General features: G+C 67.2%; 26 protein-coding genes. 10 read left to right on the top strand and 16 right to left on the bottom strand.

From position 1 onward, the window contains the following. Positions 1-6: 6 nt before the first annotated feature. Positions 7-825: a tRNA (adenosine(37)-N6)-threonylcarbamoyltransferase complex dimerization subunit type 1 TsaB gene (tsaB, locus tag AC0GNO_RS13335; RefSeq protein WP_472890260.1), complete on the bottom strand. Its 819-nt coding sequence runs from the start codon at positions 823-825 to the stop codon at positions 7-9. Positions 826-984: 159 nt separating this feature from the next. Between tsaB and dacB the strand changes: the two genes are divergently transcribed. Together dacB and AC0GNO_RS13325 are read left to right on the top strand one after the other, a co-directional pair. Then, complete coding sequence (gene dacB, locus AC0GNO_RS13330; RefSeq protein WP_472904277.1) at positions 985-2,517, top strand: D-alanyl-D-alanine carboxypeptidase/D-alanyl-D-alanine endopeptidase; 1,533 nt, start codon at positions 985-987, stop codon at positions 2,515-2,517. A 211-nt stretch (positions 2,518-2,728) separates the two neighbouring features. Beyond that, positions 2,729-2,989 (top strand): SemiSWEET transporter, encoded by a 261-nt coding sequence (locus AC0GNO_RS13325; protein WP_472904276.1) that lies wholly within the window; start codon positions 2,729-2,731, stop codon positions 2,987-2,989. Between the two features lie 204 nt (positions 2,990-3,193). On the opposite strand, the gene AC0GNO_RS13320 is transcribed toward AC0GNO_RS13325, so the two are convergent. From AC0GNO_RS13320 to purE, 3 genes are all read right to left on the bottom strand, one after another. Further along, entirely contained in the window at positions 3,194-4,204 is a 1,011-nt protein-coding gene (locus AC0GNO_RS13320) for an L-threonylcarbamoyladenylate synthase (protein ID WP_472904275.1), read from the bottom strand. 7 nt (positions 4,205-4,211) lie between these two features. Continuing rightward, positions 4,212-5,447, bottom strand: a complete 1,236-nt coding sequence (locus AC0GNO_RS13315) for a 5-(carboxyamino)imidazole ribonucleotide synthase (RefSeq protein WP_472904274.1) — start codon at positions 5,445-5,447, stop codon at positions 4,212-4,214. A gap of 130 nt (positions 5,448-5,577) precedes the next feature. Continuing rightward, positions 5,578-6,069 carry a 5-(carboxyamino)imidazole ribonucleotide mutase gene (purE, locus tag AC0GNO_RS13310; protein ID WP_472904273.1) on the bottom strand — a complete coding sequence of 164 codons (492 nt, stop codon included), beginning with the start codon at positions 6,067-6,069 and terminating at the stop codon, positions 5,578-5,580. Between the two features lie 137 nt (positions 6,070-6,206). Here purE and trxA point away from each other — a divergent pair, with 137 nt between their 5' ends. After that, positions 6,207-7,115: a thioredoxin gene (gene trxA, locus AC0GNO_RS13305; protein WP_472904272.1), complete on the top strand. Its 909-nt coding sequence runs from the start codon at positions 6,207-6,209 to the stop codon at positions 7,113-7,115. A 1-nt stretch (position 7,116) separates the two neighbouring features. Here the strand turns inward: trxA and mgrA are convergent, their stop codons facing one another. After that, entirely contained in the window at positions 7,117-8,157 is a 1,041-nt protein-coding gene (mgrA, locus tag AC0GNO_RS13300; RefSeq protein WP_472904271.1) for an L-glyceraldehyde 3-phosphate reductase, read from the bottom strand. A gap of 512 nt (positions 8,158-8,669) precedes the next feature. Further along, the gene (locus AC0GNO_RS13295; protein WP_472904270.1) at positions 8,670-10,178 is read right to left on the bottom strand and encodes a CoA-acylating methylmalonate-semialdehyde dehydrogenase; all 1,509 of its coding nucleotides are present in this window, start codon (positions 10,176-10,178) and stop codon (positions 8,670-8,672) included. 108 nt (positions 10,179-10,286) lie between these two features. On the opposite strand from AC0GNO_RS13295, the gene AC0GNO_RS13290 reads away from it, so the two are divergent. Then, on the top strand, positions 10,287-11,237 hold the full coding sequence (locus AC0GNO_RS13290) for a LysR family transcriptional regulator (RefSeq protein ID WP_472904269.1): 951 nt from the start codon (positions 10,287-10,289) through the stop codon (positions 11,235-11,237). Between the two features lie 10 nt (positions 11,238-11,247). Here AC0GNO_RS13290 and AC0GNO_RS13285 read toward each other — a convergent pair whose 3' ends face one another. The 5 genes from AC0GNO_RS13285 to AC0GNO_RS13265 all read right to left on the bottom strand — a co-directional run bounded on the left by AC0GNO_RS13285 (position 11,248) and on the right by AC0GNO_RS13265 (position 16,110). Further along, positions 11,248-12,156: a phosphoribosylaminoimidazolesuccinocarboxamide synthase gene (locus AC0GNO_RS13285; protein WP_472890243.1), complete on the bottom strand. Its 909-nt coding sequence runs from the start codon at positions 12,154-12,156 to the stop codon at positions 11,248-11,250. Between the two features lie 185 nt (positions 12,157-12,341). Next, complete coding sequence (gene fba, locus AC0GNO_RS13280) at positions 12,342-13,406, bottom strand: class II fructose-bisphosphate aldolase (protein ID WP_472904268.1); 1,065 nt, start codon at positions 13,404-13,406, stop codon at positions 12,342-12,344. A 244-nt stretch (positions 13,407-13,650) separates the two neighbouring features. Beyond that, complete coding sequence (pyk, locus tag AC0GNO_RS13275; protein ID WP_472890245.1) at positions 13,651-15,084, bottom strand: pyruvate kinase; 1,434 nt, start codon at positions 15,082-15,084, stop codon at positions 13,651-13,653. Between the two features lie 227 nt (positions 15,085-15,311). After that, entirely contained in the window at positions 15,312-15,452 is a 141-nt protein-coding gene (locus AC0GNO_RS13270; RefSeq protein ID WP_472890246.1) for a DUF3096 domain-containing protein, read from the bottom strand. A gap of 181 nt (positions 15,453-15,633) precedes the next feature. Beyond that, positions 15,634-16,110: a MarR family winged helix-turn-helix transcriptional regulator gene (locus tag AC0GNO_RS13265; protein ID WP_472904267.1), complete on the bottom strand. Its 477-nt coding sequence runs from the start codon at positions 16,108-16,110 to the stop codon at positions 15,634-15,636. Positions 16,111-16,262: 152 nt separating this feature from the next. On the opposite strand from AC0GNO_RS13265, the gene AC0GNO_RS13260 reads away from it, so the two are divergent. From AC0GNO_RS13260 to maiA, 3 genes are read left to right on the top strand one after another with little or no spacing between them, the layout of a single operon-like run. Next, the gene (locus tag AC0GNO_RS13260) at positions 16,263-17,297 is read left to right on the top strand and encodes a cupin domain-containing protein (protein ID WP_472904266.1); all 1,035 of its coding nucleotides are present in this window, start codon (positions 16,263-16,265) and stop codon (positions 17,295-17,297) included. Between the two features lie 16 nt (positions 17,298-17,313). Beyond that, positions 17,314-18,015 carry a fumarylacetoacetate hydrolase family protein gene (locus AC0GNO_RS13255; protein WP_472904265.1) on the top strand — a complete coding sequence of 234 codons (702 nt, stop codon included), beginning with the start codon at positions 17,314-17,316 and terminating at the stop codon, positions 18,013-18,015. After that, positions 18,012-18,653 carry a maleylacetoacetate isomerase gene (gene maiA / locus AC0GNO_RS13250; protein ID WP_472890250.1) on the top strand — a complete coding sequence of 214 codons (642 nt, stop codon included), beginning with the start codon at positions 18,012-18,014 and terminating at the stop codon, positions 18,651-18,653. Before AC0GNO_RS13255 ends, maiA begins: the two co-directional genes overlap by 4 nt. 73 nt (positions 18,654-18,726) lie before the next feature. Here the strand turns inward: maiA and AC0GNO_RS13245 are convergent, their stop codons facing one another. Genes AC0GNO_RS13245 through AC0GNO_RS13225 form a run of 5 tightly spaced genes read right to left on the bottom strand, consistent with a single transcriptional unit; the run spans position 18,727 to position 22,154 of the window. Beyond that, on the bottom strand, positions 18,727-19,155 hold the full coding sequence (locus AC0GNO_RS13245; RefSeq protein WP_472904264.1) for a bacteriohemerythrin: 429 nt from the start codon (positions 19,153-19,155) through the stop codon (positions 18,727-18,729). Positions 19,156-19,172: 17 nt separating this feature from the next. Beyond that, positions 19,173-19,742 (bottom strand): hemerythrin domain-containing protein, encoded by a 570-nt coding sequence (locus AC0GNO_RS13240; RefSeq protein WP_472904263.1) that lies wholly within the window; start codon positions 19,740-19,742, stop codon positions 19,173-19,175. Positions 19,743-19,747: 5 nt separating this feature from the next. Further along, entirely contained in the window at positions 19,748-20,152 is a 405-nt protein-coding gene (locus AC0GNO_RS13235) for a ribonucleotide reductase subunit alpha (protein ID WP_472890253.1), read from the bottom strand. Positions 20,153-20,178: 26 nt separating this feature from the next. Beyond that, positions 20,179-20,796 carry a nitroreductase family protein gene (locus AC0GNO_RS13230; protein WP_472904262.1) on the bottom strand — a complete coding sequence of 206 codons (618 nt, stop codon included), beginning with the start codon at positions 20,794-20,796 and terminating at the stop codon, positions 20,179-20,181. A 41-nt stretch (positions 20,797-20,837) separates the two neighbouring features. Then, positions 20,838-22,154: an NnrS family protein gene (locus AC0GNO_RS13225; protein WP_472904261.1), complete on the bottom strand. Its 1,317-nt coding sequence runs from the start codon at positions 22,152-22,154 to the stop codon at positions 20,838-20,840. A 773-nt stretch (positions 22,155-22,927) separates the two neighbouring features. On the opposite strand from AC0GNO_RS13225, the gene AC0GNO_RS13220 reads away from it, so the two are divergent. The 3 genes from AC0GNO_RS13220 (at position 22,928) to AC0GNO_RS13210 (ending at position 24,309) form a co-directional block, all read left to right on the top strand. After that, positions 22,928-23,341 carry a hypothetical protein gene (locus tag AC0GNO_RS13220; protein WP_472904260.1) on the top strand — a complete coding sequence of 138 codons (414 nt, stop codon included), beginning with the start codon at positions 22,928-22,930 and terminating at the stop codon, positions 23,339-23,341. 132 nt (positions 23,342-23,473) lie between these two features. Beyond that, positions 23,474-23,959, top strand: a complete 486-nt coding sequence (locus AC0GNO_RS13215) for a hypothetical protein (RefSeq protein WP_472904259.1) — start codon at positions 23,474-23,476, stop codon at positions 23,957-23,959. A 101-nt stretch (positions 23,960-24,060) separates the two neighbouring features. Continuing rightward, entirely contained in the window at positions 24,061-24,309 is a 249-nt protein-coding gene (locus AC0GNO_RS13210) for a DUF2933 domain-containing protein (RefSeq protein ID WP_472904258.1), read from the top strand. Positions 24,310-24,314: the final 5 nt, after the last annotated feature.

The raw sequence follows: 24,314 nt of genomic DNA, 5'->3' as shown, positions 1-24,314 counted from the left end.
TCACCCTCAGGCGTCCAGCGGCGACACCGCCGACACGGGCACGGACAGGCGCACCAATTGCTCCAGCCGCAGGCGTTCGCGCTCGGCCGTGGTCTGCGCCACCTTGTCGCGCACGTAGAGCGGCAGCGCCTCGTGCGCGGCCACCGCCTGCCCGGCAGTCAGCAAGGCCGGCGCCAGGCGCAACAGGGCCGCCGCCGTGGGCAAGGCCACCTGCCGTTCGCCCGCGAGGTCGCTGAATTGCGCACCGTAGCTGGCAAACACATTGCCCGCGAGCAGGCAGTCGCCAGCGGCCAGCGGCCCGGGCAGCGCCTGCTTCAGCCACTCTCCGAGATCGGCCGGCGAACACAGGCGCGGCGGCTGCAGCGGCACCGGATCCAGCCCCTGCGGTCCACACGCGTAGAGCGCCACATACATCTCGTCCATGCGCGCATCAAGCAGGGCCGCGATCACGCGCGGTGGCGCCTGCCCGGCCAGTGCCCGCTGGTGGCGCGCTTCTTCGGCCAGCGCCAGCAGGGTGTCCACCGGCAAGACCGGCACACCGCCTTCGCGGCCCGCGCCCCGGGCGCCATAGGCCAGGCCCTGGGCGACGGCGCAAGCGGTGCGCAAACCGGTGAACGAGCCGGGCCCGCGCGCAAACACCAGCGCATCCAGCGCCGGCAGTGCCCACCCGGCCTGTGCCAGCAGCGACTGCACCACGGGCAACAGGGTGGCCGAGGCCTGCGCGGCGCCCGGACCGGTGTGCTGCCACAGCGACTCGCCGGGCGCCCCGCTGCCCAGCGCCACCGAGAGGATGTCGGTGCTGGTTTCGATGGCCAGCAGGCGCAGCGAGGGGGAAGCTGGGGAGACGGCAGAGAGCATCCGGCCATTATCGGCGAGCCGCATCCGCGGCTTCGTTCGTCGTCGCAAACGCTGTTGCCCGATGCAGGCGCCGGACGGCGTCGCTCTTTGCACGCCAGCGCCACCACCGGGTCCCATAATTCCCCCATGTTGACCCGCCCGCTCCCCGAACATGCCCGACACACGCACCCCACCCCGGGAGCGGCCTGGTGGCGCGCACTCGGCGCGGGCCTGCTCGGCGCCCTGGTGCTCCCGGCCCTGGCGCTGGCCGATGACGCCCTGCCGTCCTCGGTGCAGGCGGCGCTGCGGCGGGCCGCGGTGCCTGTGAGCGCGGTGTCGGCGCTGGTGGTGCCGGTGTCCGGCAACGGCGGCGAGCGCCTGCGCCACCGTGCCGAACAGCCGATCAACCCGGCCTCGGTCATGAAACTGGTGACCACCTACGCCGCCATCGACCTGCTCGGCCCCGACTTCACCTGGCGCACGCGCTTCTACACCGACGGCGCCGTGGACCAAGGGACCTTGCGCGGCAACCTCTACATCCAGGGCGGGGGCGACCCGAAGCTGGTGCTGGAGCGCATCCAGTCGGCCTTCTTCGCGCTGCAGGACCGGGGCGTGCAGGTGGTGCTGGGCGACCTGGTGCTGGACCACAGCGCCTTCGAACTGCCCGCGCGCGACCCCGGCGCCTTCGACGGCGAGGCGCTGCGGCCCTACAACGCCAGCCCCGACGCGCTGCTGGTGAACTTCAAGTCGGTGGTCCTGAAGTTCCAGCCCGACCACGCCCTCGGCGTCGCCCACGTGCTGAGCGAGCCGCCCATGGCGGGTCTCGCCATCGACGCCACCGTGCCGCTGTCGCGCAAAGGCTGTGGCGACTGGCGCGGCGCCCTGCGCGCTCGTTTTGACGACGCCAACACCATCCGTTTCGAGGGCCAGTATCCGCAGAGCTGCGGCGAGCGCGTCTGGCCCGTGGCCTACCAGGATCCGTCGAGCTACGCCGCCCGGGCGCTCGAAGGCCTGTGGCGCGCCAGCGGCGGTGCCCTCACCGGGCAGGTGCGCAGCGGAGCCACCCCGCCCGGCGCCACCCTGCTGCACGAAGCCCACTCGTTGCCGCTCTCGGACATCATCACCGACGTGAACCAGTGGAGCAACAACGTGATGGCACAACAGGTGTTCCTCACGCTGGGCCGGCTCAACCCGGGGCGGCAGGACGCGCGGACCGTGCCGCGCGAACACATCACCCCGCTGCGCACGGGGCGGTTCGAGCGCTCACGCGAGGTCGTGAGCCGGTGGTGGAAAACCACCTTCGGCATCCGCCATGCGCCCCCGGTCATGGACAACGGCTCGGGTCTCTCGCGCGACGAGCGCATCAGCGCCGACGCGCTGGCCGGCCTGCTGCGCCACGCGGCAGCCCATCCCAAGGGCGCGCAGTTCGTGCAGTCGCTGTCGGTGGCGGGCGTCAGCGGCACGGCCGCGCGCATGGCGCGCTCGCCGCGCAGCGCCGCACGGGGCAACGCCTGGCTCAAGACCGGCACGCTGCGCGACGTGACGGGTGTCGCCGGTTACGTGAATGCGGTGAACGGCACACGCTACGCGGTCGTGGGGTTCATCAACCACCCGAACGCGAGTGCCGCGCGGCCGGCGCTGGAAGCGCTGGTGGAATGGACCGCTGCGCAGCCGGACTGAGCGCCACCCCTTACAAGGTCTTTGCTCGATGTTCTGCGGGTGATGGCGGGCCATGGCGCTTCTCGTTCGCTGCACCTCACGTGCCGAGGGGTGTGCGGGCAGTCCACCGGTGGAATACCCTTTCATATCCTGCTGCGGCAGGCGTTGAAAAGACATGGAAATTGAACGGCCGGCAAGCAAGAAGCCATCGCCGCTCCTATCATGCGCTGCTATGCGCCCTGACGACCTTATCGGCTATTTCGCCGCTTTCCTGACCACTTTCAGTTTTGTGCCCCAGGCCTGGCACACGTTCCAGACGCGCGACGTGAGCGGCATCTCGCTGAGCATGTACGGCACGTTCACGCTGGGCATTGCGATGTGGCTGGCCTACGGCCTGATGCTGGGCGCCTGGCCGGTGGTCGTGGCCAATGCGATCACGCTGCTGCTGGCACTGGCCATCCTGACCATGAAGCTGCGCTTCGGGCGCTCCTGAAACGCAGACAGAGCGTCTCCCTTACGGGTTTGCCATCGAAGTGAGAACAAGGCGCGAAGCCGTATCAGTTTTCATGGCACCGGAGCACCACCCGCAACGCATGAGACAACGCCGCCCAGAGGCACCGCCGGGCTGGCTTTGCCAGACGGCCAGTGCCGCCCCCCTTGAGGGGGGTGACGCGAAGCGGCGCAGGGGGTGTTTCGTTCAGGCCGATGCGCGTTGCAGGCGGTCGCGCACACCATCCCAGTCGGCGCCTTCGGGCGGCGTTTCCACCCAGATGAGCTTGACGCCCGTGGCATCAAGCTCGCGCAACACGGCAAACAGCGCCTGCGCGGCCTGGGCTGCATCGTCGGGCATGCGGCGAAAGAGAATGCCGCGCGCCGTTTTCAGCGGTGCGCGGGCATAGACCGCGATGTGTTTCGCGTCCGGACCCAGCACGTCGAGCGCCGCCTGCAGCTGCGGCGCCGCCATCAGCCGCACCTTGGCACGCGGCGCGTAGTGCGATTCCAGCGTGCCGGAGGCGCGCGGCGCGGCCTCGTCGCGCGCGCGCAGCGGCTGTCCACACACGGCTTCGATCTGCGCCGGCGTGATCACGCCGGGGCGCAGCAGCACCGGGGCGCCGCGCGAGCAGTCCACGATGGTTGACTCGATGCCCACCGGGCAGGCACCCCCGTCCAGGATGAGCAGCGCGTCGTCCGCCAGGTCGGCGAATTCCTCGGCCACGTGCGCCGCGGTGGTGGGGCTGACGCGGCCAAAACGGTTGGCGCTGGGCGCCGCCACGCCGTGCACGCCGTGCGCACGCGCCGCCACCAGCAGCGCCTGCGCCACCGGGTGCGAGGGGCAGCGCAGGCCCACCGAGTCCTGGCCACCCGCGGCCACCGCCGCCACCTCGGGCCGGCGCGGCAGGATCAGCGTGAGCGGTCCGGGCCAGAAAGCCTGCATCAACGCGGCAGCAAACGCTGGCACGTCGCGCGCAAACGGTGCCACGGCGGCACGCCAGTCGGCCGCCCCAGCGGGCGGAATGTGCACGATCAGCGGGTGGTCGCTCGGCCGGCCCTTGGCCTCGAAGATGCGCTGCACGGCGCTGGCGTTGCCGGCATCGGCCGCCAGGCCATAGACGGTTTCGGTCGGCATGCCGACCAGCGAACCCGCGGCCAGGCGCTGGGCGGCGGATTCGACAGCCGCCGGATCGCTGGCGTTCAGGCAGAGCGGCATCGGTGGATCAGGGCAGCGCGGGCAAGCCGAGCAGCGCCAGCACCTTCGCGGTCGTCTCGCGCACCTGCGCCACCGAGCTGCCGGTGATGTTCAGGTGACCCATCTTGCGGCCCGGGCGCGCGCTGAGCTTGCCGTACAGGTGCAGGTGGGTGCCGGGCAGCGCCAGCACCTGCGCCCAGGGCGGCGACACCGGCCGCTCGCTGGCCTGCGCACGCACACCGTTCGGGTTGAACCACAAGTCGCCCAGCAGGTTGACCATGATGGCCGGGCTGTGCTGGCGCGGCACGGGCAGCGGCAGGCCGGCGAGCGCGCGTACCTGGGCCTCGAACTGCGAGATGTCACAGGCGTTCTGCGTGTAGTGGCCGCTGTTGTGCGGGCGCGGCGCCATCTCGTTGACGATCAGGTCCGCGCCACCCTGGCCGTTGTCGACCACGAAGTACTCGACGCACAACACGCCGATGTAGTTCAGGTGGTTCGCGATCGCCACCGTGCTGGCCTGTGCGCGCGCGGCCAGATCGGCCGGCACGGCGCCCTCGTAGACCTCGGTGATGGCCAGGATGCCGTCGTGGTGCGTGTTGGCCTGCACCGGGAAACTCACCACCTGACCGTCGGCGCCGCGCGCCACCAGCACCGAACACTCGCTCTGCAGCGGCATGAGCTTTTCCAGCACGCAGGGCACGCGGCCCAGCTGCTCCCAGGCGGCGGCCAGCTCTTCGCGGGTCTTGACGCGGATCTGGCCCTTGCCGTCGTAGCCCAGGCGCGCGGTTTTCACGATGCCGGGCAACAGCTCGGCCGGCACCGCCGCCAACAGCTCGGGCGATGCGATGGCCGCGTAGGGCGCGGGGTAGACGCCGCTGATCGGGCCGCAGGCCACGAAATGCGCCTTTTCCTCGATGCGGTCCTGCGCCACCGCCACGCTGGCCGACGAAGGCGCCACCGGCCGGTGCGCGCCCAGCGTGAGCAGCGCGGGGGCGGGCACGTTCTCGAACTCGGTGGTGATGGCGTCACAGCGCTGCATCAGCTGCGCCAGACCCTGCTCGTCGTCGTACGGCGTTTGTATGTGGTAGTGGCTGATCAGCCCGGCCGGGCTGGCCGGGTCCGGGTCCAGCACCGCGGTGAAATAACCCATGGCCTGCGCGGCCTGCACAAACATGCGGCCCAGCTGGCCACCGCCCATGACACCCAGCGTCATCTGCTGGCCACGGTCCGACAGGGCGCCGGGAAGCAAAGGCTTGAGACTCATGAAGATAGTTCCAGGTAACAGCTGCGTCACGCGAGCAGGGGGTTGGTCCAGCAAACACCGCGGAACCGGCTTCGCCGGGCCGCTGGTGTTGCCCCCTTGAGGGGGTCGCGCGAAGCGCGGGAGGGGTGATTCATTCAGTGGGCAGGGTCATGTTGCGTGCGGCTTCCGTCTGCGCAGCGCGGAAAACTTCCAGCTTCTCGCGCAGCGCCGGGTCTTCGTTGGCCAGCAAGGCCACGGCAAACAGCGCCGCGTTCGCCGCACCTGCCTGGCCGATGGCGAACGTGGCCACCGGCACGCCCTTGGGCATCTGAACGATGGAGTGCAGCGAATCGACGCCCGACAGCGCTTTTGACATCACCGGCACGCCCAGCACCGGCACCACGGTCTTGGCCGCGATCATGCCGGGCAGGTGCGCCGCGCCACCGGCGCCGGCGATGATGGCCTTGAGGCCCCGGCCGACGGCGGCCTCGGCGTAGGCGAACATGTCGTCGGGCATGCGATGCGCCGAGACCACGCGCGCCTCGTGCGGAATGCCGAAGTCTTTGAGGATCTGCACGGCGTGCTGCATGGTGTCCCAGTCGCTGCTGGAACCCATGACCACGCCCACCTGGATGGAACTCATGGAGGGCTTTCTGCCGGGCGCCCGGAGGGCCGGCGTGGGGGACCGGTTCGGGAAATCGGCCCCTCTCCGGTAAAGTGTCGATTTTACGTTTCGCGCCCCGCCGTCGGCGATGTGCGCCCATTTCCAGAGCCTTTCCCATGATCAACGTCACCGTCGCCAACTTTGAAACCGAAGTCATCGAAGCCTCGATGCAAACGCCCGTGCTGGTCGATTTCTGGGCGCCCTGGTGCGGCCCCTGCAAGGTCATCGGCCCGCTGCTGGAGAAGATCGAGACCGACTACGCCGGGCGCTTCAAGCTGGTGAAAATCGATTCCGACCAGGAGCAGCAGCTCGCCCAGGCCTTCGGCATCCGCAGCATCCCCACCTGCGTGCTGCTCATGAACGGCCAGCCGGTCGACGGTTTTATGGGCGCCTTGCCCGAAGGCCAGATCAAGGAATTCCTCGACAAGCACCTGCCCGCTGCCGAAGAAGTGGAAGCTGCCGCTGAAGAGGCCGAAGCGCTGGACGCGCTGGCCGACGGTGACGTGGAAGGCGCTCTGGACAAACTGCAGCACGCCGTGCAGACCGACCCGGAAAACGACGACGCGCGCTTCGACCTGGTCAAGCTGCTGCTGGAACTGGAACGCGACGACGACGCCAAGGTGGCCTTCGCCCCGGTGATCGCCAAGGCCGTGGCCGTGCGCCGGCTCGACTCGCTCAACCGCTGGATGAAAGCGCGCGACGCGCAGGACGGCGTGGCCGACCCCGAGGCCCGTGCCGCCGAGCTGCAGGCCAGGATCGCCACCAACAAGCGCGACTTCGACAGCCGCTTCGCGCTGGCCCAGCTGCTGATGGCGCACAACCAGTTCGTGCCGGCCATGGACGAGCTGCTGGAAATCCTGATGCGCGACAAGGCCTGGAGCGAAGAGCTGGCGCGCAAGACCTTCATCGCCATCCTCGACATCATCGAGCCACCCAAGCCCAAGGTGGCCGAAGGCCAGGTGCCGCCGGAAGACCCGACGGTGGCCACCTACCGCCGACGGCTATCGAGCGTGGTGCTGAGCTGATCTACGGCCTCTGGTCGGTGGACGGCTTCTTCCAGAGGTTGATGCCGCCCTCCACCGCGTGCTGGTCGATCGCGGTCAGTTCCTCGGGGCTGAAAGCCAGGTTGTCCAGTGCCCCCGCCAGCTCCACGATCTGCTCCAGGCGGCTGGCGCCGATGACCGCCGAGGTCATGCCGGGCTGGCGCAACACCCAGGCCACCGCCATCTGCGCCAGGCTCTGGCCCCGGTTGAAAGCGATCTCATTGAGCGCCCGCACGTGGTTCAGGTTCTGCTCGCTCAGGTGCTCCATCTTGAAGGAGCCGCCGCCCGGCTGGTTGATGCGCGCGCCCTCGGGAATGCCGCCGAGGTACTTGCTGGTCAGCAGGCCCTGGGCCAGCGGGCTGAAGGCGATGCAGCCCACGCCCTCGTCCTGCAGGGTGTCGAGCAGCTCGCCCTCGATCCAGCGGTTGAGCAGGCTGTAGGACGGCTGGTGGATCAGCAGCGGAACGCCCATCTGCCGCAGGATCGCCGCGGCCTCGCGGGTCTTGCCGGCCGAGTAGCTGGAGATGCCCACGTAGAGCGCCTTGCCCTGCTGCACGGCGGTGGCCAGCGCGCCCATGGTTTCTTCGAGCGGCGTGTCCGGGTCGTAGCGGTGCGAATAGAAGATGTCGACGTAGTCCAGACCCATGCGCTTGAGGCTCTGGTCGAGGCTGGCGAGCAGGTACTTGCGCGAACCGCCGCCCTGCCCATAGGGCCCGCGCCACATGTCCCAGCCGGCCTTGGTGGATATCAGCAGTTCGTCGCGATAGGGCCGGAAATCGTGCCGCAGGTGTTCACCGAAATTGGTCTCGGCGCTGCCGGCGGGCGGGCCGTAGTTGTTGGCGAGGTCGAAGTGGGTGATGCCCAGATCAAAGGCGGTGCGCAGCATGGCGCGCTGGGTTTCCAGGTGCGAGCTGTCGCCGAAGTTGTGCCACAGACCGAGCGAGAGGGCGGGCAGGCGCAGCCCGCTGCGGCCGCACAGGCGGTAGGGCATGCTGTCGTAGCGCGTGGTGGCGGCTGTGTACATGGTGGGCCTCCTTCATGCCGGCTGGCTATCCACTCTACCCAGTAACCCCATGAAATCCCAGTGCCTTGCGTCGACAACCCTGATGTGGGGAGGCGGTTGGCCTGTGTTGGCTCTCGCTGGCCCGGCGCAACGGAGCGCTCTGCGCCGCTCATGTCCCCCGGATCGGGCTACGCCCGATCCTCCTCCTTGACTTCGCTATGCAGAACGCCCCATTGCGCCGGGCCGAGGGGTTGGCTATCCACATTCTGGAAATCCGTCCGTTCGCCCGTCGATGGCGTGGTGTGTCTGACGCAGCGAAGTCAAGGAGGAGGGCCGGCACGGCCCGGGGGACATTCGCGGAGTCGGACGCGCCACGCCATCGACCCGCGAGGTGCAGAAAACAAAAAGCCCCGTCGCCCAAAAAGAGCAACGAGGCCGAAGTGCCCCACCCAGAGCCACCGCCGAACCGGCTCCGCCGGGCCGCCAGTGGCGCCCCCCTGGGGGGTGACGCCGAAGGCGGCGCAGGGGGTAACTTATTTAGCGGTGGGCATCACAAACTCGGCGCCTTTGCCGATGCTCTCCGGCCAGCGCTGCATGATCGACTTCTGTTTGGTGTAGAAGCGCACGCCCTCTTCGCCATAGGCGTGCATGTCGCCAAACAGGCTCTTCTTCCAGCCACCGAAGCCCTGCCAGGCCATGGGCACCGGGATCGGCACGTTGATGCCGACCATGCCCACCTGGATGCGCCGCGCGAACTCGCGCGCCACGTTGCCGTCGCGCGTGAAGCAGCTCGTGCCGTTGCCGAACTCGTGGTGATTGATGATCTGCACCGCCTCGGCGAAGTCGTGCACGCGCACGCAGCTCAGCACCGGGCCAAAGATCTCTTCCTTGTAGATCTTCATCTCGGGTGTGACCTTGTCGAACAGCGTGCCGCCCATCCAGAAACCGCCTTCGCAGCCCTCGCCGGTCTGCTTCGCATCGAAGCGGCGGCCGTCCACCAGCAGCTCGGCGCCGTCGGCCGCACCCGCTTCGATGTAACCCGTGATGCGCTGGTGCGCGGCGGCGGTCACGATCGGGCCCATCTCGGCCGCCAGGTTGGTGCCGTTGAGCACCTTGAGCGCCTTCGTGCGCTCGATCAGCTTGGGCATGATCTTGTCGGCCACGTCGCCCACCAGCACCGCCACCGAGATGGCCATGCAGCGCTCGCCGGCGCTGCCGTAGGCCGCGCCGATCAGCGCGTCCACCGCCTGGTCCAGGTCGGCGTCGGGCATGACCACCATGTGGTTCTTGGCGCCGCCCAGGGCCTGCACGCGCTTGCCGTGGTGGGCGCCGGTTTCGTAGATGTAGTTGGCAATGGGGGTGGAGCCCACGAAGCTCACGGCCTTCACGTTCGGGTGCACCAGCAGCGCGTCCACGGCCTCCTTGTCGCCCTGCACCACGTTGAACACGCCGTCGGGCAGACCGGCCTGCTTCAGCAGTTCGGCCATGAACAGGCTGGCGCTCGGGTCGATCGGGCTGGGCTTCAGCACGAAGGTGTTGCCCGCGGCGATCGCCACCGGGAACATCCACATGGGCACCATGACCGGGAAGTTGAACGGCGTGATACCGGCCACCACACCCAGCGCCTGGCGGATGGTCCAGTTGTCCATGCCGGTGGAGACCTGGTCGGTGAAGTCGCCCTTGAGCAGTTGCGGGATGCCGCAGGCGAATTCGATGATGTCGATGCCGCGCGCCACCTCACCCTGCGCGTCGGTGAACACCTTGCCGTGTTCGGCGGTGATCAGGTGCGCCAGCTCGTCCTTGTGCAGGTTCACCAGTTCGAGAAACTTGAACATCACGCGCGCGCGGCGGATCGGCGGCGTGTCGGACCAGGCCGGAAACGCAGCCATCGCGGCCGCCACGGCCGTGTCCACGTCGGCGGCACTGGCCAGCGCCACGCGGCCGGTGACGGCGCCGGTGGCGGGGTTGAACACGTCCTGCGCGCGGGTGGAGGAACCGGCGGCGCGGGCGCCAGCGATGAAGTGGGTGATGGCGGTGGTCATGGTGTGTCTCGGACTGGATGAGGGGTGGGTGCAGTGTAGGAAGCACGGCCGCCCGATACAAGGCCAAAAACCTGAAATGATTGTTCAAAATGGTGAACAATAGGATCCATGAACGAGCAGAAAGTCCACGAACTCTGGGGCCACTTCCACTGGCTGGGCGTGCTGGCCCAGCAGGGCAGCTACACGGCAGCGGCGGCGCGGCTGGGCGTGAGCAAGGCGGCGGTGAGCCAGCGCATCGCCGAGCTCGAGCGCATGGCCGGCGTGGCGCTGGTGCAGCGCACCACCCGCAGCGTGCGGCTGACCGAAGCCGGCCAGCGCCTGGTGGACGACACCCGCGCCTCGTTCGAGCACATCGCCCAGTGTTTTGCGCAGGTGCGCGATGCCGCCGGCGCGCCGCGCGGCCTGCTGCGCGTGACGGCGCCGGTGGCCTTTGCGCGCCAGCAGCTGGTGCCGCGCCTGCCGGAGTTTCTGCGCCAGTACCCCGAAGTGCGGCTGGAGCTGAACCTGTCGGACCACCTGAGTTCGCTGGCCACCGAAGGTTTTGATCTGGCGATCCGCCACACGGCCAACCCGCCCGACACGCACGTGGCCTGGACGCTGTGCACCACGCGCTCGGTGCTGGTGGCCAGCCGCGCCTACCTGCGCCGCCAGGGCACGCCGCAGACGCCGACCGACCTGGCGCGGCACAACTGCCTGCATTACCCGCGCTCGCAGGACACGCCGGCCTGGACGCTGGAGCCGCTGCAACCGGAAGCCGGCGCTGAGCGGGTGACGGTGCAGGTGTCGGGCTCGCTGGCGGCCAACAACAGCGAGGCGCTGCGCGACGCCGCGCTCGGCGGGCTGGGCATTGCGCTGCTGCCCGACTTCAGCGCCCAGGCGAGCCTGCTCGCGGGCAAGCTGGTGACGGTGTTGCCGTTGTGGCAGCCGGTGGGTGCGTTTGCCGACCAGATCTACGCCATCCGCCCGTACTCGGCCCACGTGCCGCGCGCGGTAACGGCGTTTGTGGATTTCCTGCGCCAGGCCCTGGCGCCGGGGTTTGCCGAAGGCCTGGCGACCTGACGCGGGGGCCTCAGCCCATCAGCCGCGTCAGCGCTTCCTGGTATTTGGCCGAGGTCTTTTCAATCACTTCCTTGGGCAGGCGTGGCGCGGGCGGTGTCTTGTCCCAGGCCTTGCCGCCCACCTGGGCGGTTTCAAGCCAGTCGCGCAAGAACTGCTTGTCGTAGCTCGGCGGGTTCTGCCCCACCACGTAGCTCTCCAGCGGCCAGTAGCGCGAGGAATCCGGCGTGAGCACCTCGTCCATCAGCACCAGCGTGCCGGCCTTGTCCAGGCCGAACTCGAACTTGGTATCCGCGATGATGATGCCCTTCTTCAGCGCGATCTCGGCCGCGGCCTTGTACAGCGCGATGGAGATGTCGCGGATTCTGGTGGCCAGCTCGGGGCCGATCATGGCCACGGTCTGCTCGAAGGTGATGTTCTCGTCGTGCTCGCCCAACTCGGCCTTGGCGGCCGGCGTGTAGATCGGCTCGGGCAGCTTGCTCGCGTTCATCAGCCCTTCGGGCAGCGGCACGCCGCAGACCGATCGGCTCTCCTGGTATTCCTTCCAGCCGCTGCCAGCCAGGTAACCGCGCACCACGGCTTCCACCGGGATGGGCTTGAGGCGCTGCACCAGCATGGAACGGCCCGCGACCTGCGGCGCCTCTTCGGACGACACCACGCTCTCGGGTGCATCGCCGGTCAGGTGGATCGGGCAGATGTTCAGGCCCTTGGGCCCGAGCTGATCGAACCAGAACAGACTGAGCTTGGTCAACAACGCGCCCTTGCCGGGGATGGGCTCGCCCATGATCACGTCAAAGGCGCTGATGCGGTCGGACGCGACCATGAGGATGCGGTCGTCGCCCACGGCGTAGTTGTCGCGCACCTTGCCGCGCGCGAGCAGCGGCAGGGAGTTCAGGGCGGAGGTGTGCAGGGCGGAAGTCATGATCGGGCGCAAGGGAGTGACAGCCAAGAAAAAAGCCCGGTGACCGAACAGTCAACGGGCTCCGAACCATTCCGGACGATTATCGCAGGTCGGTCGGGGGCTCAGACGATCCGGCGCCGGGCCGCCCCAAGCCGGATCAGCCCCCTTGGGGGGCAGCGACCCGCACAGCGGTGGAGCGTGGGGGCTTAAACCACCTTCTGCGCCAGCTCACCCTGGGCGTACTTCGCGGCCATCACGGCGAGCGTGTCGCCCTTGATCTTGCTGCCCTGGCCTTCGCAGCCGAACTCGATGTAGCGCTGCTTGCAGATCGCCTTGGCGGCTTCGCGGGCGGGCTTGAGCCATTCGCGGGCGTCGAACTTCTCGGGGTTCTCGGCCATGAACTTGCGCACCGCGCCGGTCATGGCCATGCGGATGTCGGTGTCGATGTTGATCTTGCGCACGCCGTGCTTGATGGCTTCCTGGATCTCGGCCACCGGCACGCCCCAGGTCTGCTTCATCTGGCCACCGTACTGGTTGATGATCGCGAGCAGGTCCTGCGGCACGCTGGACGAACCGTGCATCACCAGGTGGGTGTTGGGGATGCGGGCGTGGATCTCTTTCACGCGGCTGATGGCCAGGATGTCGCCGGTGGGCGGGCGGCTGAACTTGTAGGCGCCGTGGCTGGTGCCGATGGCGATGGCCAGGGCATCAAGCTGGGTGGCCTTCACGAACGTGGCGGCCTCTTCGGGGTCGGTCAGCATCTGGGAATGGTCCAGCTTGCCTTCGGCGCCGATGCCGTCTTCTTCGCCCGCGTCACCGGTTTCCAGGTTGCCCAGGCAGCCGAGTTCACCTTCCACCGTGACGCCGCTCTGGTGCGCCATCTCGACCACCTTGCGGGTCACTTCCACGTTGTAGTCGAAGCTCGACGGCGTCTTGCCGTCTTCGTTGAGGGAGCCGTCCATCATGACCGAGCCGAAGCCCAGGGCGATGGCGCCTTCGCAGACCTTGACGCTGGTGCCGTGGTCCTGGTGCATGACCATCGGGATGTGCGGGTACATCTCGGCAGCGGCCTGGATCAGGTGCTTGATGAAGGCTTCACCCGCGTACTTGCGGGCACCGGCCGAGGCCTGCAGGATGACCGGAGCGCCGACCTCGTCGGCCGCGGCCATGACGGCCTGCACCTGTTCGAGGTTGTTGACGTTGAAAGCCGGAATGCCGTAACCGTTCGCCGCAGCGTGGTCGAGCAGTTCGCGCATGGAAACGAGAGCCATGAAAATCCCCTTGATCAAAGTTGGTAACCGGTCTGTAACTCGGCGAATTTTAGCGCCGTGGGCCTTGCACACCGATGACAAACCCCCGCCCGGAAAGATGGGCATCAACACCAGGCCGCCGCGGAACCGGCTTCGCCGGGCCGCCAGCGGCACATGGAGGACGATCCAGCGCCGGGCCGCCCCAAGCTGGATCAGCCCCCTCGGGGGGCAGCGCCCCGCGCAGCGGCGGAGCGTGGGGGCACCGTCAACCAGCTCTGCAGAGCTTCAAGGTGTTGGTGCCGCCGGGCTGACCCATGGGTTCCCCCACGGTGATGGCGTACACATCACCCTTCTGCACGATGCCGCGCGCCTTCAGGTGCGCCTCGGCGTCGGCCAGGGCCGTGTCGCGGTCGGCGCTGGTGTCCATCAACAGCGGGCGCACGTTGCGGTAGAGCGTCATCTTTCGCTGCGAGGTCAGGTTGGACGTCACCGCGTAGATCGGCATGCGCACGTTGTGCCGGCTCATCCACAACGCCGTGGAACCCGAGTCGGTCAGTGCCACGATGGCCTTGGCGCCCAGGTGGTGGGCGGTGAACAGCGCGCCCATGGCGATCGACTGGTCGATGCGCGTGAAGGTCTTGCCGGTGAAGTCGGCGCCCAGTTCGCTGTACTCGGCCTTCTCGGCTTCCTGGCAGATGTTCGCCATCTCCATCACCGTCTCCAGCGGGTATTTGCCAGCGGCTGTTTCGGCACTGAGCATCACGGCGTCGGTGCCGTCGAGCACCGCGTTGGCCACGTCGCTCACCTCGGCACGCGTGGGCACCGGGTTGACGATCATCGACTCCATCATCTGCGTGGCGGTGATCACCACCTTGTCCATCTCGCGGGCCATTTTGATCATGTGTTTCTGCAGGCCGGGCACGGCCGCGTTGCCCACTTCCACCGCCAGATCACCGCGCGCGACCATGATGCCGTCGGACACCCTGAGGATGTTGGCCAGCTCGGGGATGGCTTCGGCACGCTCGATCTTGGCGATCAGCGCGGGCTTGTGGCCGGTGGCCGCACCGGCCACGTTGCACAGCTGGCGCGCGAGCTCCATGTCGGTGGCGTTCTTGGGGAAACTCACCGCCACGTAGTCGGCCTTCAGGCCCATGGCGGTCTTGATGTCGTCCATGTCCTTGGCGGTCAGGGCCGGCGCGGTCAGCCCGCCGCCCTGCTTGTTGATGCCCTTGTTGTTGGACAGCTCACCGCCGAGTTTGACGGTGGTGTGCACCGCCGGCCCCACGACCTTGTCGATGGTCAGCACGATCAGGCCGTCGTTCAGCAGCAGCGTGTCGCCGGCCTTCACGTCGCGTGGCAGTTCCTTGTAGTCGAGGCCGACGCCGCCAAGATCGCCCGGTTCGGTGCGCGAGGCATCGAGCACGAAAGCATGGCCCGGTTCCAGCATCACCTTGCCGTCGGCGAACTTGCCGACGCGGATCTTGGGGCCCTGCAGGTCGGCCATGATGCCGACCTCGCGGCCCGCACGCTGCGCCGCTTCGCGCACCAGGGTGGCGCGGTCGACGTGGTCCTGCGCGGTGCCATGCGAAAAGTTCAACCGCACCACGTTGACGCCGGCGCGGATCATCGCCTCCAGCAGGGCGGGGTCGCTGGAAGCGGGACCGAGGGTGGCGACGATTTTGGTGGCGCGTTGGGGCATGGGGGCTGGCTCCTGGGGGATGGCTGAAACGGGTGGTTCTGTAATTTGGTTTCAATTATCTGTGAAACAAGTTACCAACAGGTTACGGCTTGCCCCGGATGGTTGTCCCTGGTGAAACTGATGCGACCCGGCTTGAGCGAGCCGATCGCCTGCAGCAAGGCTCAGGGCGTCTCCACGGACACCCGGCCCGTTCCCGAGAACGGAAGCGCATGCCGGCGCGAACGGGTTCAGCGTTGCCCCAACAGCCCCAGCAAGCCGATGATGATCAGGTAGACGGCGACGATGGTGCTCAGCAGGCGGGGCATCACCAGGATGAGGATGCCGGCGATGAGGGACACCAGCGGTCCGATGCTCAGGTGCAGGTTCATGAGGATTTTCCTTGTTCGGGGTTGGGGTGCAGGCGCCTCGCCGAGGTCTCGGATCAGGCGATGCGGGAACCGATGATTTTGCGCGACCGGCGGTGTTGTCTGTGCGCAGTCGAACAGACCCCCTGGCCGCAGCGCCGCGGAAGCCCGCTGGCGGGATGGAACGGTTGAAGCGACGCGACGGTTACCGTGCCGCGTCGCTCGGCGCGCGGCTGAGTTCGTTGTTCTGTGTCACCAGCAGGTTCAGCAGGCGCATGAAGTCGCTGCGCTGGCCCTCGCTGAGCGGCGCCAGGATTTGCTCCTGGGCGCGCAGCATCGCGGGGATGCTCGCCGCCAGGGCCTGCTCGCCCGCCGCGGTCAGCGCCAGCTGGCGTGCGCGCCGGTCTTCGGGCGCTGTGCGGCGCTCCATCCAGCCCCGTGCCTCAAGCCGGTCCACCACGCCACCCGTGGTCGACGCGTCCAGCGCGATGGTGCGTGCCAGCGTGCGCTGGTCGATGCCGGGCTGGTTGCCAACCACCTGCAGGGCGGCGTACTGTACGGGCGTGATGCCCAGTTCGCCCGCTTCCTGCAAAAAGATGCCGACTGAAATCTGGTGCAGACGGCGGATCGCGTGACCGGGCTGGAGGTCGATGTTGACGGTGGACGGGTCGGGATTTTTCATGGCGGATGGAATCAAGGGTTTTCCCCCGTGAGGCTTGATTCATGTTAGCAGGACACTTACGATAAGCACACTGATTATGTGTGTGCGGCCTTTTAGAGAGACATGCCAGGGCTTTCACCAGTCACTTCACACCCCCATTTCCGGAGACACCCATGAGCCACGAACTCGGCCGACTCGAAGACCTGCCGCAGGACTACCGGGACGACCTGAAAAACCTGAACCTGGTGCCGCTGTGGCCCAGCCTGCGCGCGGTCCTTCCGCCGGACATTCCCACGCGCGCCACGCAGGCCATCCACTGGCCCTACGCCACGATCAAGCCGCTGCTGCTGAAAGCCGGCGAGCTGACCCCGATTGAAAAAGCCGAGCGCCGCGTGCTGGTGCTGGCCAACCCCGGCCACGGGCTGGAGAACATGAAGGCCAGCCCGGCCATGTACCTGGGCATGCAGCTGCTGCTGCCCGGCGAGTGGGCACCCAGCCACCGGCACACGCCCAACGCGGTGCGCATGATCGTCGAAGGCGAAGGCGCCTACACCACGGTGGACGGCGAGAAGTGCCCGATGAGCCGCGGCGATCTGATCCTGACGCCCACCGGCCTGTGGCACGAACACGGCCACGACGGCAAAGACCCGGTCGTCTGGCTCGACGTGCTGGACCTGCCGCTGGTGTATTACATGGAGGCGAGTTACCACGTCAACGGTGAGCGCCAGACCGTCAAACAGGGCAGCGGCGACCGCGCCTGGACCCGCGCCGGCGTGGTGCCCACGCAGGTGTTCGCGCGCAGCGACAAGCGCTACCCCATGCTGCGTTACCCCTGGGTGGACACGCGCGCCGCGCTGGTGGCGATGGCCGCCGACCAGCCCGGTCTGGACTGCCTGCAGGTGACCTACGTGAACCCCGAAACCGGCGGCGACGCACAGAACATCCTGGGTTTCTACGCCCTCATGCTCAGGCCCGGCCAGACGCTCACATTGCCCGCGCGCTCGCCCGCGCAGGTGTTCCACCTGATCGAAGGCGGTGTGGACGTGTCCACCTGCGGCAAGAGCTTCGGTCTGGTCGAGGCCGACACCTGCTGCGCGCCCGGCTACGAGGCCGTGACGCTGAAGAACCGCCAGGACAAGCCATCGTTCGTGTTCATCGCCGACGAATCCCCGCTCCATCGAAAACTCGGCGTCTATGAGACGCGCTAACGCTCTGCAGAACGACATGACCCCATATCTCTTCACCCCGCCCGCCGTCCCGTCCCTGCCCGTCCTTGGCAAGACCGAACGTTTCCCCATCAACCGCCTGTTTTTCGTCGGCCGCAATTACCACGCACACGCCGTCGAGATGGGCAAGCCGGTGGACAAATCGGTCGAGCGGCCGTTCTATTTCACCAAGGCGCCGCAGACGCTCACGCTTTCTGGAGCGACCGTGGCCTACCCGCCCGAGACGAAGAACTACCACTTCGAAATGGAACTGGTGATCGCCATCGGCAAGGCCGGTTTCCGCGTGAAGGCCGGGGACGCGCACACCGTCATCTACGGCTACGCCGCCGGGCTGGACATGACACGGCGCGACCTGCAGCTGGTGGCGCGCGACAAGGGCCGCCCCTGGGACCTGGGCAAGGACGTGGAGCATTCGTCCGTGTGCTCCGAGATCGTGCCGATGGAAGGCGTGGTGATCGAAAACGGTGCGATCGCGCTCGAAGTCAACGGCGAAACCAGGCAGTCGTCCAACGTGGACAAGCTGATCTGGAACATCCGCGAGATCATCGCCGACCTGTCTTTGTTTTACCACCTGCAACCCGGCGACCTGGTCTACACCGGCACGCCCGAAGGCGTGGGCGCCGTGGTGGCGGGTGACCGAATCACCGGGCGCGTGGAAGGTGTGGCCGAGGTCGCGCTGACGGTGGGACCGGCCGAATGAAGCTCTACAACTTCTGGCGCAGCGGCACCTCGCACCGCACGCGCATCGCACTCAACCTCAAGGGCCTGGGCTATGAATACCTCGCGGTGCACCTGGGCAAAGAGGCGCACCTGACCGACAGCTTCAAGGCGGTCAACCCGCAGATGCTCGTGCCCGCGCTCGCACTCGACGATGGCGAGGTGCTGATCCAGTCACCGGCCATCATCGAATGGCTGGAGGAGACGCATCCGGCACCTGCGCTGCTGCCGGCGGACCCCGGGGGCCGCGCCCGCGTGCGCGCGCTCGCCGCCATCGTGGGCAACGACATCCACCCCATCAACAACCGCCGCATCCTCGAACACCTGCGCAAGACCTTTGGCGCCGACGAGGCGGCCATCAACACCTGGTGCGGCACCTGGATCACGGCCGGTTTCGACGCCTACGAAGCCTTGCTGGCCGCCGATGCGCGGCGGGGTCGTTTCAGTTTTGGCGACACGCCCACGGTGGCCGACGTGTACCTGATCCCGCAGGTGGAGAGTGCGCGGCGATTCCAGGTGGATCTTTTGCGCTGGCCGCTGATCAGCGCCATCGACCAGGCCTGCGGCGAACTCGACAGCTTCCGCCGCGCGGCGCCTGCGCGGCAACCCGACGCCGCCTGAAGTCAGACACCCCCGCCGCGCTGCGCGCGACCCCCGAAGGGGCGGCACTGGCCGTCCGGACGCGGGCGGGTGGTCAGGCCTTGGCGCCGTCTGGATGGAGCAGGCGGCGAACCATCTCCCGGTCATCCTTGACGATGTGGTCGGCCAGCCAGGTGCACAGGTAGCGGTGCAGGGCGCGCCCATCGCCGTCTTCCCGGCCGTCCTGTTCCGCCATCGCCTGGATGCGATCGGCAAAAGCCTGGTGACGGCGCGCGTGCTGGTCCAGTGCGGCCTGGGGCATGCCGCGGTCGCGCGCCCAAGACTCCTCATAGGCGAAGTGGTAGCGCGCATAGGCCTGAAGCGATTCCACGCTGTTCGCGCTGCTGACCGTGTCGTCGCGCAAGATGGCCTGGCGCAGCAGGTTGGTGATGTCGACCAGGTTGCGGTGCTGCCGGTCGATCAGGTCCACCCCGCAGGCGAATCCCTCGCTCCATTCGAATTGGGGCAGTTCCAGGGTGGGCATGGGGGTGACCCTGTCGCTCAGGACCGGGCCGTGCGGCGGTCGGCCATTTCGGCCCCCATGCGCTGCAGCTCGGGGGCGTCGATCAGGGCTGACACGGCCGGGTAGACCGTGTCTTCCTCGGCGCGGATGTGATCGGCGTACAGGTCAGCAAAACGCGCCAGCGTGGCGCGGTCGGCCTCGCCCAGGCCGGACCACGTCGGCGCCGATCCCTCGGACACCCGGTGGAGCACCTCACGGGCGCTGACCCAGTTCGCGGTCATGTCCAGATGGTCCTGCTGCAACCGGCGCACCACCGCCTTCGCGTTCTCATCGGTTCCGGCCAGCAGGCGGGGAAAGACGTGGCGCTCCTCGTCTTCGTGGTGGTCCGGCGCGGCCAGGTCGAAGTAGCGCATGACGTCGCGCGCCGCCTGGGCGGCCTGTTCGTCAAGGCCTTTTTCGTCGAGGTGCTGGCACAGCCGGTGAAGCAGGCGCAACATGCGATCCACCCGTTCGTGACAGGCGGTGAGCATCTCGAAAGGCTGCTCGAAGCTTGCCGCTGGCGGCTGTGCGCCCGGCTGGCCGATCTGGTGCAGGCGGATACCGGCCATGGCGATCAGCCGAGGCGCACCGCGCGGCCCTGCGGGTCGAACGGGATGTAGGCCTCGATCTGGCCCTGGCGGATCGCTTCCACCATTTTTTTCAGTGGTTCATCGGCGTCGGCGCTGGTGGGCGCCTTGCCCGGTGCGCCCGACATCGCAGCCGCGAACACCATGCCCCAGGCCTGGCCGAAGCTGGTCGCTTCCTGCTTCAGCTGGTCAAACGAAGCCAGCTCGTCGGGGCTTTTGTCGACGCACATCTGCGGCACCAGCGCACCGCCCTGGCCCTGCTCGAAAGCCGCGCGCTGGGCAGGGGTCGCGTCGTCCGGCAGCTCGACGCCGGCGAACACAAACAGCAGGCGCTGGGGCTGGGACTGGGCGCGCGCGGCGGCCAGCAGATCGTCAAAGGTGCTGATGTCCATGAAAAGTCCTGTTGGGAAATGGGGATTCAGGACACGGGGTCCGAACCCAGGGTATTCACATAGTCGGCCACGACCGGCCGGGCACGCGCCGGCTTGCGCGAGAGCACGGTGCCGACACTCACGAAGCACAGCGCCTGTTCGCTGGCGCCGAGGCCAAAGCAGGCCCGCAGCGTGTCCGACTTCAGTGCCTTGCCGCTGGTGAGCGCCGAGCCGAAGCCGAGCGCGGTGGCCATGAGCAGCATGTTCTGCACCGCACAGCCGGCCGAGAGGATGCGTTCGTTCAGGTCCACCTCGGGGTCACCGCGCGCGCCGTCCACCACCGCCAGCATCAGCAGCGGCGCCCGGAACGCTTTCTCGCGCGCCTGCGCCAGCTGCTCGGGCGTGGCCTGCGGATCGCGCTCGCTCAGGGCGCGGGCAAACACCTCGGCCAGCGTGGCACGCTGCCCGGCTGGCACGAGGATGAAGCGCCAGGGCAGCAACTGCAGGTGGTCGGGTGCGGCCGCGGCCGCGGCCAGGATGGCCTGGGTCTGTCCGGCGTCCGGGCCCGGTTCCACGAGGCGCTTGGGCAACACGGTCTGGCGCGCCTGGATCAGCTCGCTGACGACAAAGGCCCAGTCAGGGGAGGTCTCTGTGGCGGAGGTCATGGCAGGGTGTGAAGGCATGGGAACGGGGAAAACGGCAAGCCTCAACCGGGCCGTCCGTCGGCGCGCAGGCGGCCGTACCAGCCGATCAGGCGCAGACCCCAGACGCCCATCACAGCGGCCCAGAGCAGCGCGGCGGCCGTGAGCACCCACAGCGGCGCGCCGTCCAGGGCGCCCGCCACGCGCAGCAGCACCGCCAGCTGGAGCAGGCAGAACACGCCCCAGACCAGTGCATCGGCCACCAGGGTGCGACCGCTGTGACCACACGACACGCGCGTGACCATGGCCACCAGCAGCGAGCCCAGGCAACCCATGGTGAGGGCGTGCAAGGCCCCCAGGCCCAGAGCCGGCACACCGGCGCGCAGGCCGAGCAGCTGCGACAGCCCCGCCAGCACAAAAGCCAGGCCGAGCCACAGGAAACCCAGGTGCAGCATCGCAAGCAAACGCACCTTGAGACTCTGCACCAGGCCCCAGGCCACGCCCAGCCAGAGGATCACACCACCGGCCAGCAGCTCGATCAGACCCTGCAGCAGCATCCAGCCCGGCGCGCCCGCCCAGCCACTCGCGGCGACCCAGACCGCCAATGCCTCGAAGGCCGCAGCCCCCAGCAGGGCCCACAGCACCCAGAACGGCCGCCAGGCCTTCACCATGGGCACGGCGCTGGAGGTGAAAAACGGAATCATGCGGTGCGCGACCACCAGGTAGGTCACCACCACGAAGCCCCAGAGGCCGGTCAGCACCAGGCTGCGGGCGATGTCGAACGCACCGGCCAGCAAAGCCAGCGCCAGGCCCGCGACACACAGGGCGCCCACGGTGCCGGCCACCGCCACCACCGTGGCGTGCAGGCGGTCGTCCAGCGCGCTGCGCCGCACCAGGCCCCAGAAGCGCAGGTATTGCGCGCCCAGCCCGGCCGCGGCCAGCGCCGCGCCCGCCACCGCGATCCAGAGAAACGTGTGCGCCCCGGCCAGCCAGAGCAGCCATCCACCGGCCTGGAGCAACAGGGTGGGCACCAGCGCCCGCGCGTCGGGGCCTGGCACGCCCAGCCACTTGGGACCGGCGGTGAACAGGAAACCGGCAAAAAAGAGCGGCATGAAACCGAAGCTCATGACCGCGGCGTGGGTGATCGTTGGCGGTACCGCGTAGCCCAGACCGATGGCGCCCGTGGAGCGGTCCACCTGCACCAGCGCCCACCACAGGCCCGAGGCCAGCAGCAACACCATCGCGAGAAAGAACGCCAGCCGGTGCGGCGCCAGCAGCAGCTGCCCGGGCCGCCAGGGGTTCGGCCCCGGCGGCTGTGCGCGCCCCGCGCGTCCTGGCCCGACCGGGCGCACAGGCACAACGGGGCGCGCGGTGGTGGTCACTGGACGACCCTCCGCGCTGCGCACTGCGGGGCTGAGCTGTGCGTCTGTGAATAAGCTGCAAGTTTCATCCATTTGAAATCAACGAGTTAGCAATGGCACCTACGCCAAAAGCTGCTAGCGAATTCCCTCATAAGCTGCAAGTTTCGGCACTGATGTACGCATAAGCTGCAAGTGCCATTTCTATGTGTCGATCTCACTCTTCTCCACCAAACTTGCCGCTCAGCTTGTTCGCAATATTGCGTGTCGATGACGATCTTTCAGTAAACAACAAATCCTTTCTTCGCGAACCCCCAAAAGAACTACTACCAACGAAGGATTGCATTAACTCTCTCCACCGTATGGCATTCGCTTAGTGGCAACGGACTCAAGTCTGAAGAGCGATACCCTGGAGATTCATGAACAAGGGTGGAGTGCATTGGTAGATCAGGAGCAGCTCCCGACAGACCGCAGTTGGGACACCAGCCTCAGCAGAAGCCACAGCTCAAGAAATCCCGTGCTCAGGACGAGGCAACCAGCATAGGCACATCCAGCCCCATCGACCTCATGGCCTGGATGCGCGGCGTGCTCTTTCCCCATGAGGCGCACTGAGTGCATCGAAGGGCACTTTTCCTGGAGAAACTCGTTCTGTTCGGAAACGAACCGACCGTGACTGAGCTCGGTCGCACACTGTTTCAACTCGGAATCGTCTCTTGACCTGCTTCCTTGATCTGCATCAAGGCTGGTCAAGCCCTCGGGTTTAGCCTTGGATCGTTGCCACTGTTCGCTCGATTGACATGACCCTGCACCGCCGTTCGCTACGCCATACCACTTCGATGATTCTGGTCGTGTGGCTGTTTGCGTTGGCCGCGGGGGTAGCCAATGCGTGCCTGTTGACCGAACCAAACGCCAGCAGTCCTCTATCGTTGACGGCAACTCCACACGAGATTCCTTTCGCCGAATTCCTTCATGGCGAAACAGCCGATCCCGGTAATGACGGATGCTTGAAGTTTTGCGATGAAGCCTCCCTGGCCATCACCAAGGTGGATCAGCCCATTGCCGATGACAGCCCAGGGGTGGTTGGCAAGCTGCAGCTGGTGTGGGGGCCAGCCATGACCTTGGCCATCGCCGCGAAAGTCCGGGTGCAGGTCACCAGACCGATGCACCTGACTTCGCCCATCGCGGCACGACCGCATCGCTTGACGTTGTAGATCGCATCGCAGCTCATTGCGAAGAGTGCCTCTGCACTCTAGTCCTGCGTTTTCTTTCCTCGCTAAGTTGGTGACTTCTCCGATCCTGTCGCCGGCAGCGGCGGCTCCCCTATTCATTCACACAACACCACCATGAAAACCTCCCACACCATCCTTGCGATCTCCACCGCCTTGTTGCTGACGGCCTGCGCGAGCCAGAGCGCACCAGTCATCGGCGCAACAACAGCAGCCAAAGCCGATGAACACAGCGCGCATCAAGCCGCTGCAGCCTCGTCGGGAGCGTCAACTGCCATGCATGACCACATGAAAGCCATGCAGGCCATGCGAGACAAGATGATGAATGCCAAGACGCCTGTTGAGCGCCAGGCCTTGATGGAAGAGCACATGAAATCCATGCACGAAGGCATGGCCATGATGAAAGGCATGAAGGACATGAAGGGAATGGGCGGCATGCACGGCAAGGCGGGCATGCCAGGGATGTCGGGCATGAAAGATATGCCCATGGACATGTCGAAGCACCATCAGATGATGGAGATGCGCATGGACATGATGCAGACAATGATGGAAATGATGATGCAGCGCATGCCAGGCGCCACGGTGCCTCCCGCGAGCAGGTGAAAGCTCCCCGCAGTTCAGCCTTTGAGTAAACGCGCTGTGCATTGAGCGGCGGGGCACCTCCTTTCCTCACTCGTAGCTGTCCAGTCTGAAGGAGCGTAGCCATGAACCCTCCCAGTAACGAATCTAACGAGCCATCGTTCTGGCGCCGCCCAGCCGGAATGGTGTTGGTGACGGTCGCCATCGTTGCGGGCTTTTTCTTCCTGCGAGAGCACTGGGGCCATGTTTTGGGTTACTGGCCTTACCTGCTGCTGCTCGCTTGTCCGATGATGCACTTGATGCACGGGAACGGCTACGGGGGGCATGGCAGCCATTCGCAGGACTCCGGGCGTACCCACAACGACGAAAAATAGGCGGA

This window comes from Hydrogenophaga sp. L310 (assembly GCF_055703065.1).
This window is presented reverse-complemented; position numbering and strand designations above follow the sequence as displayed.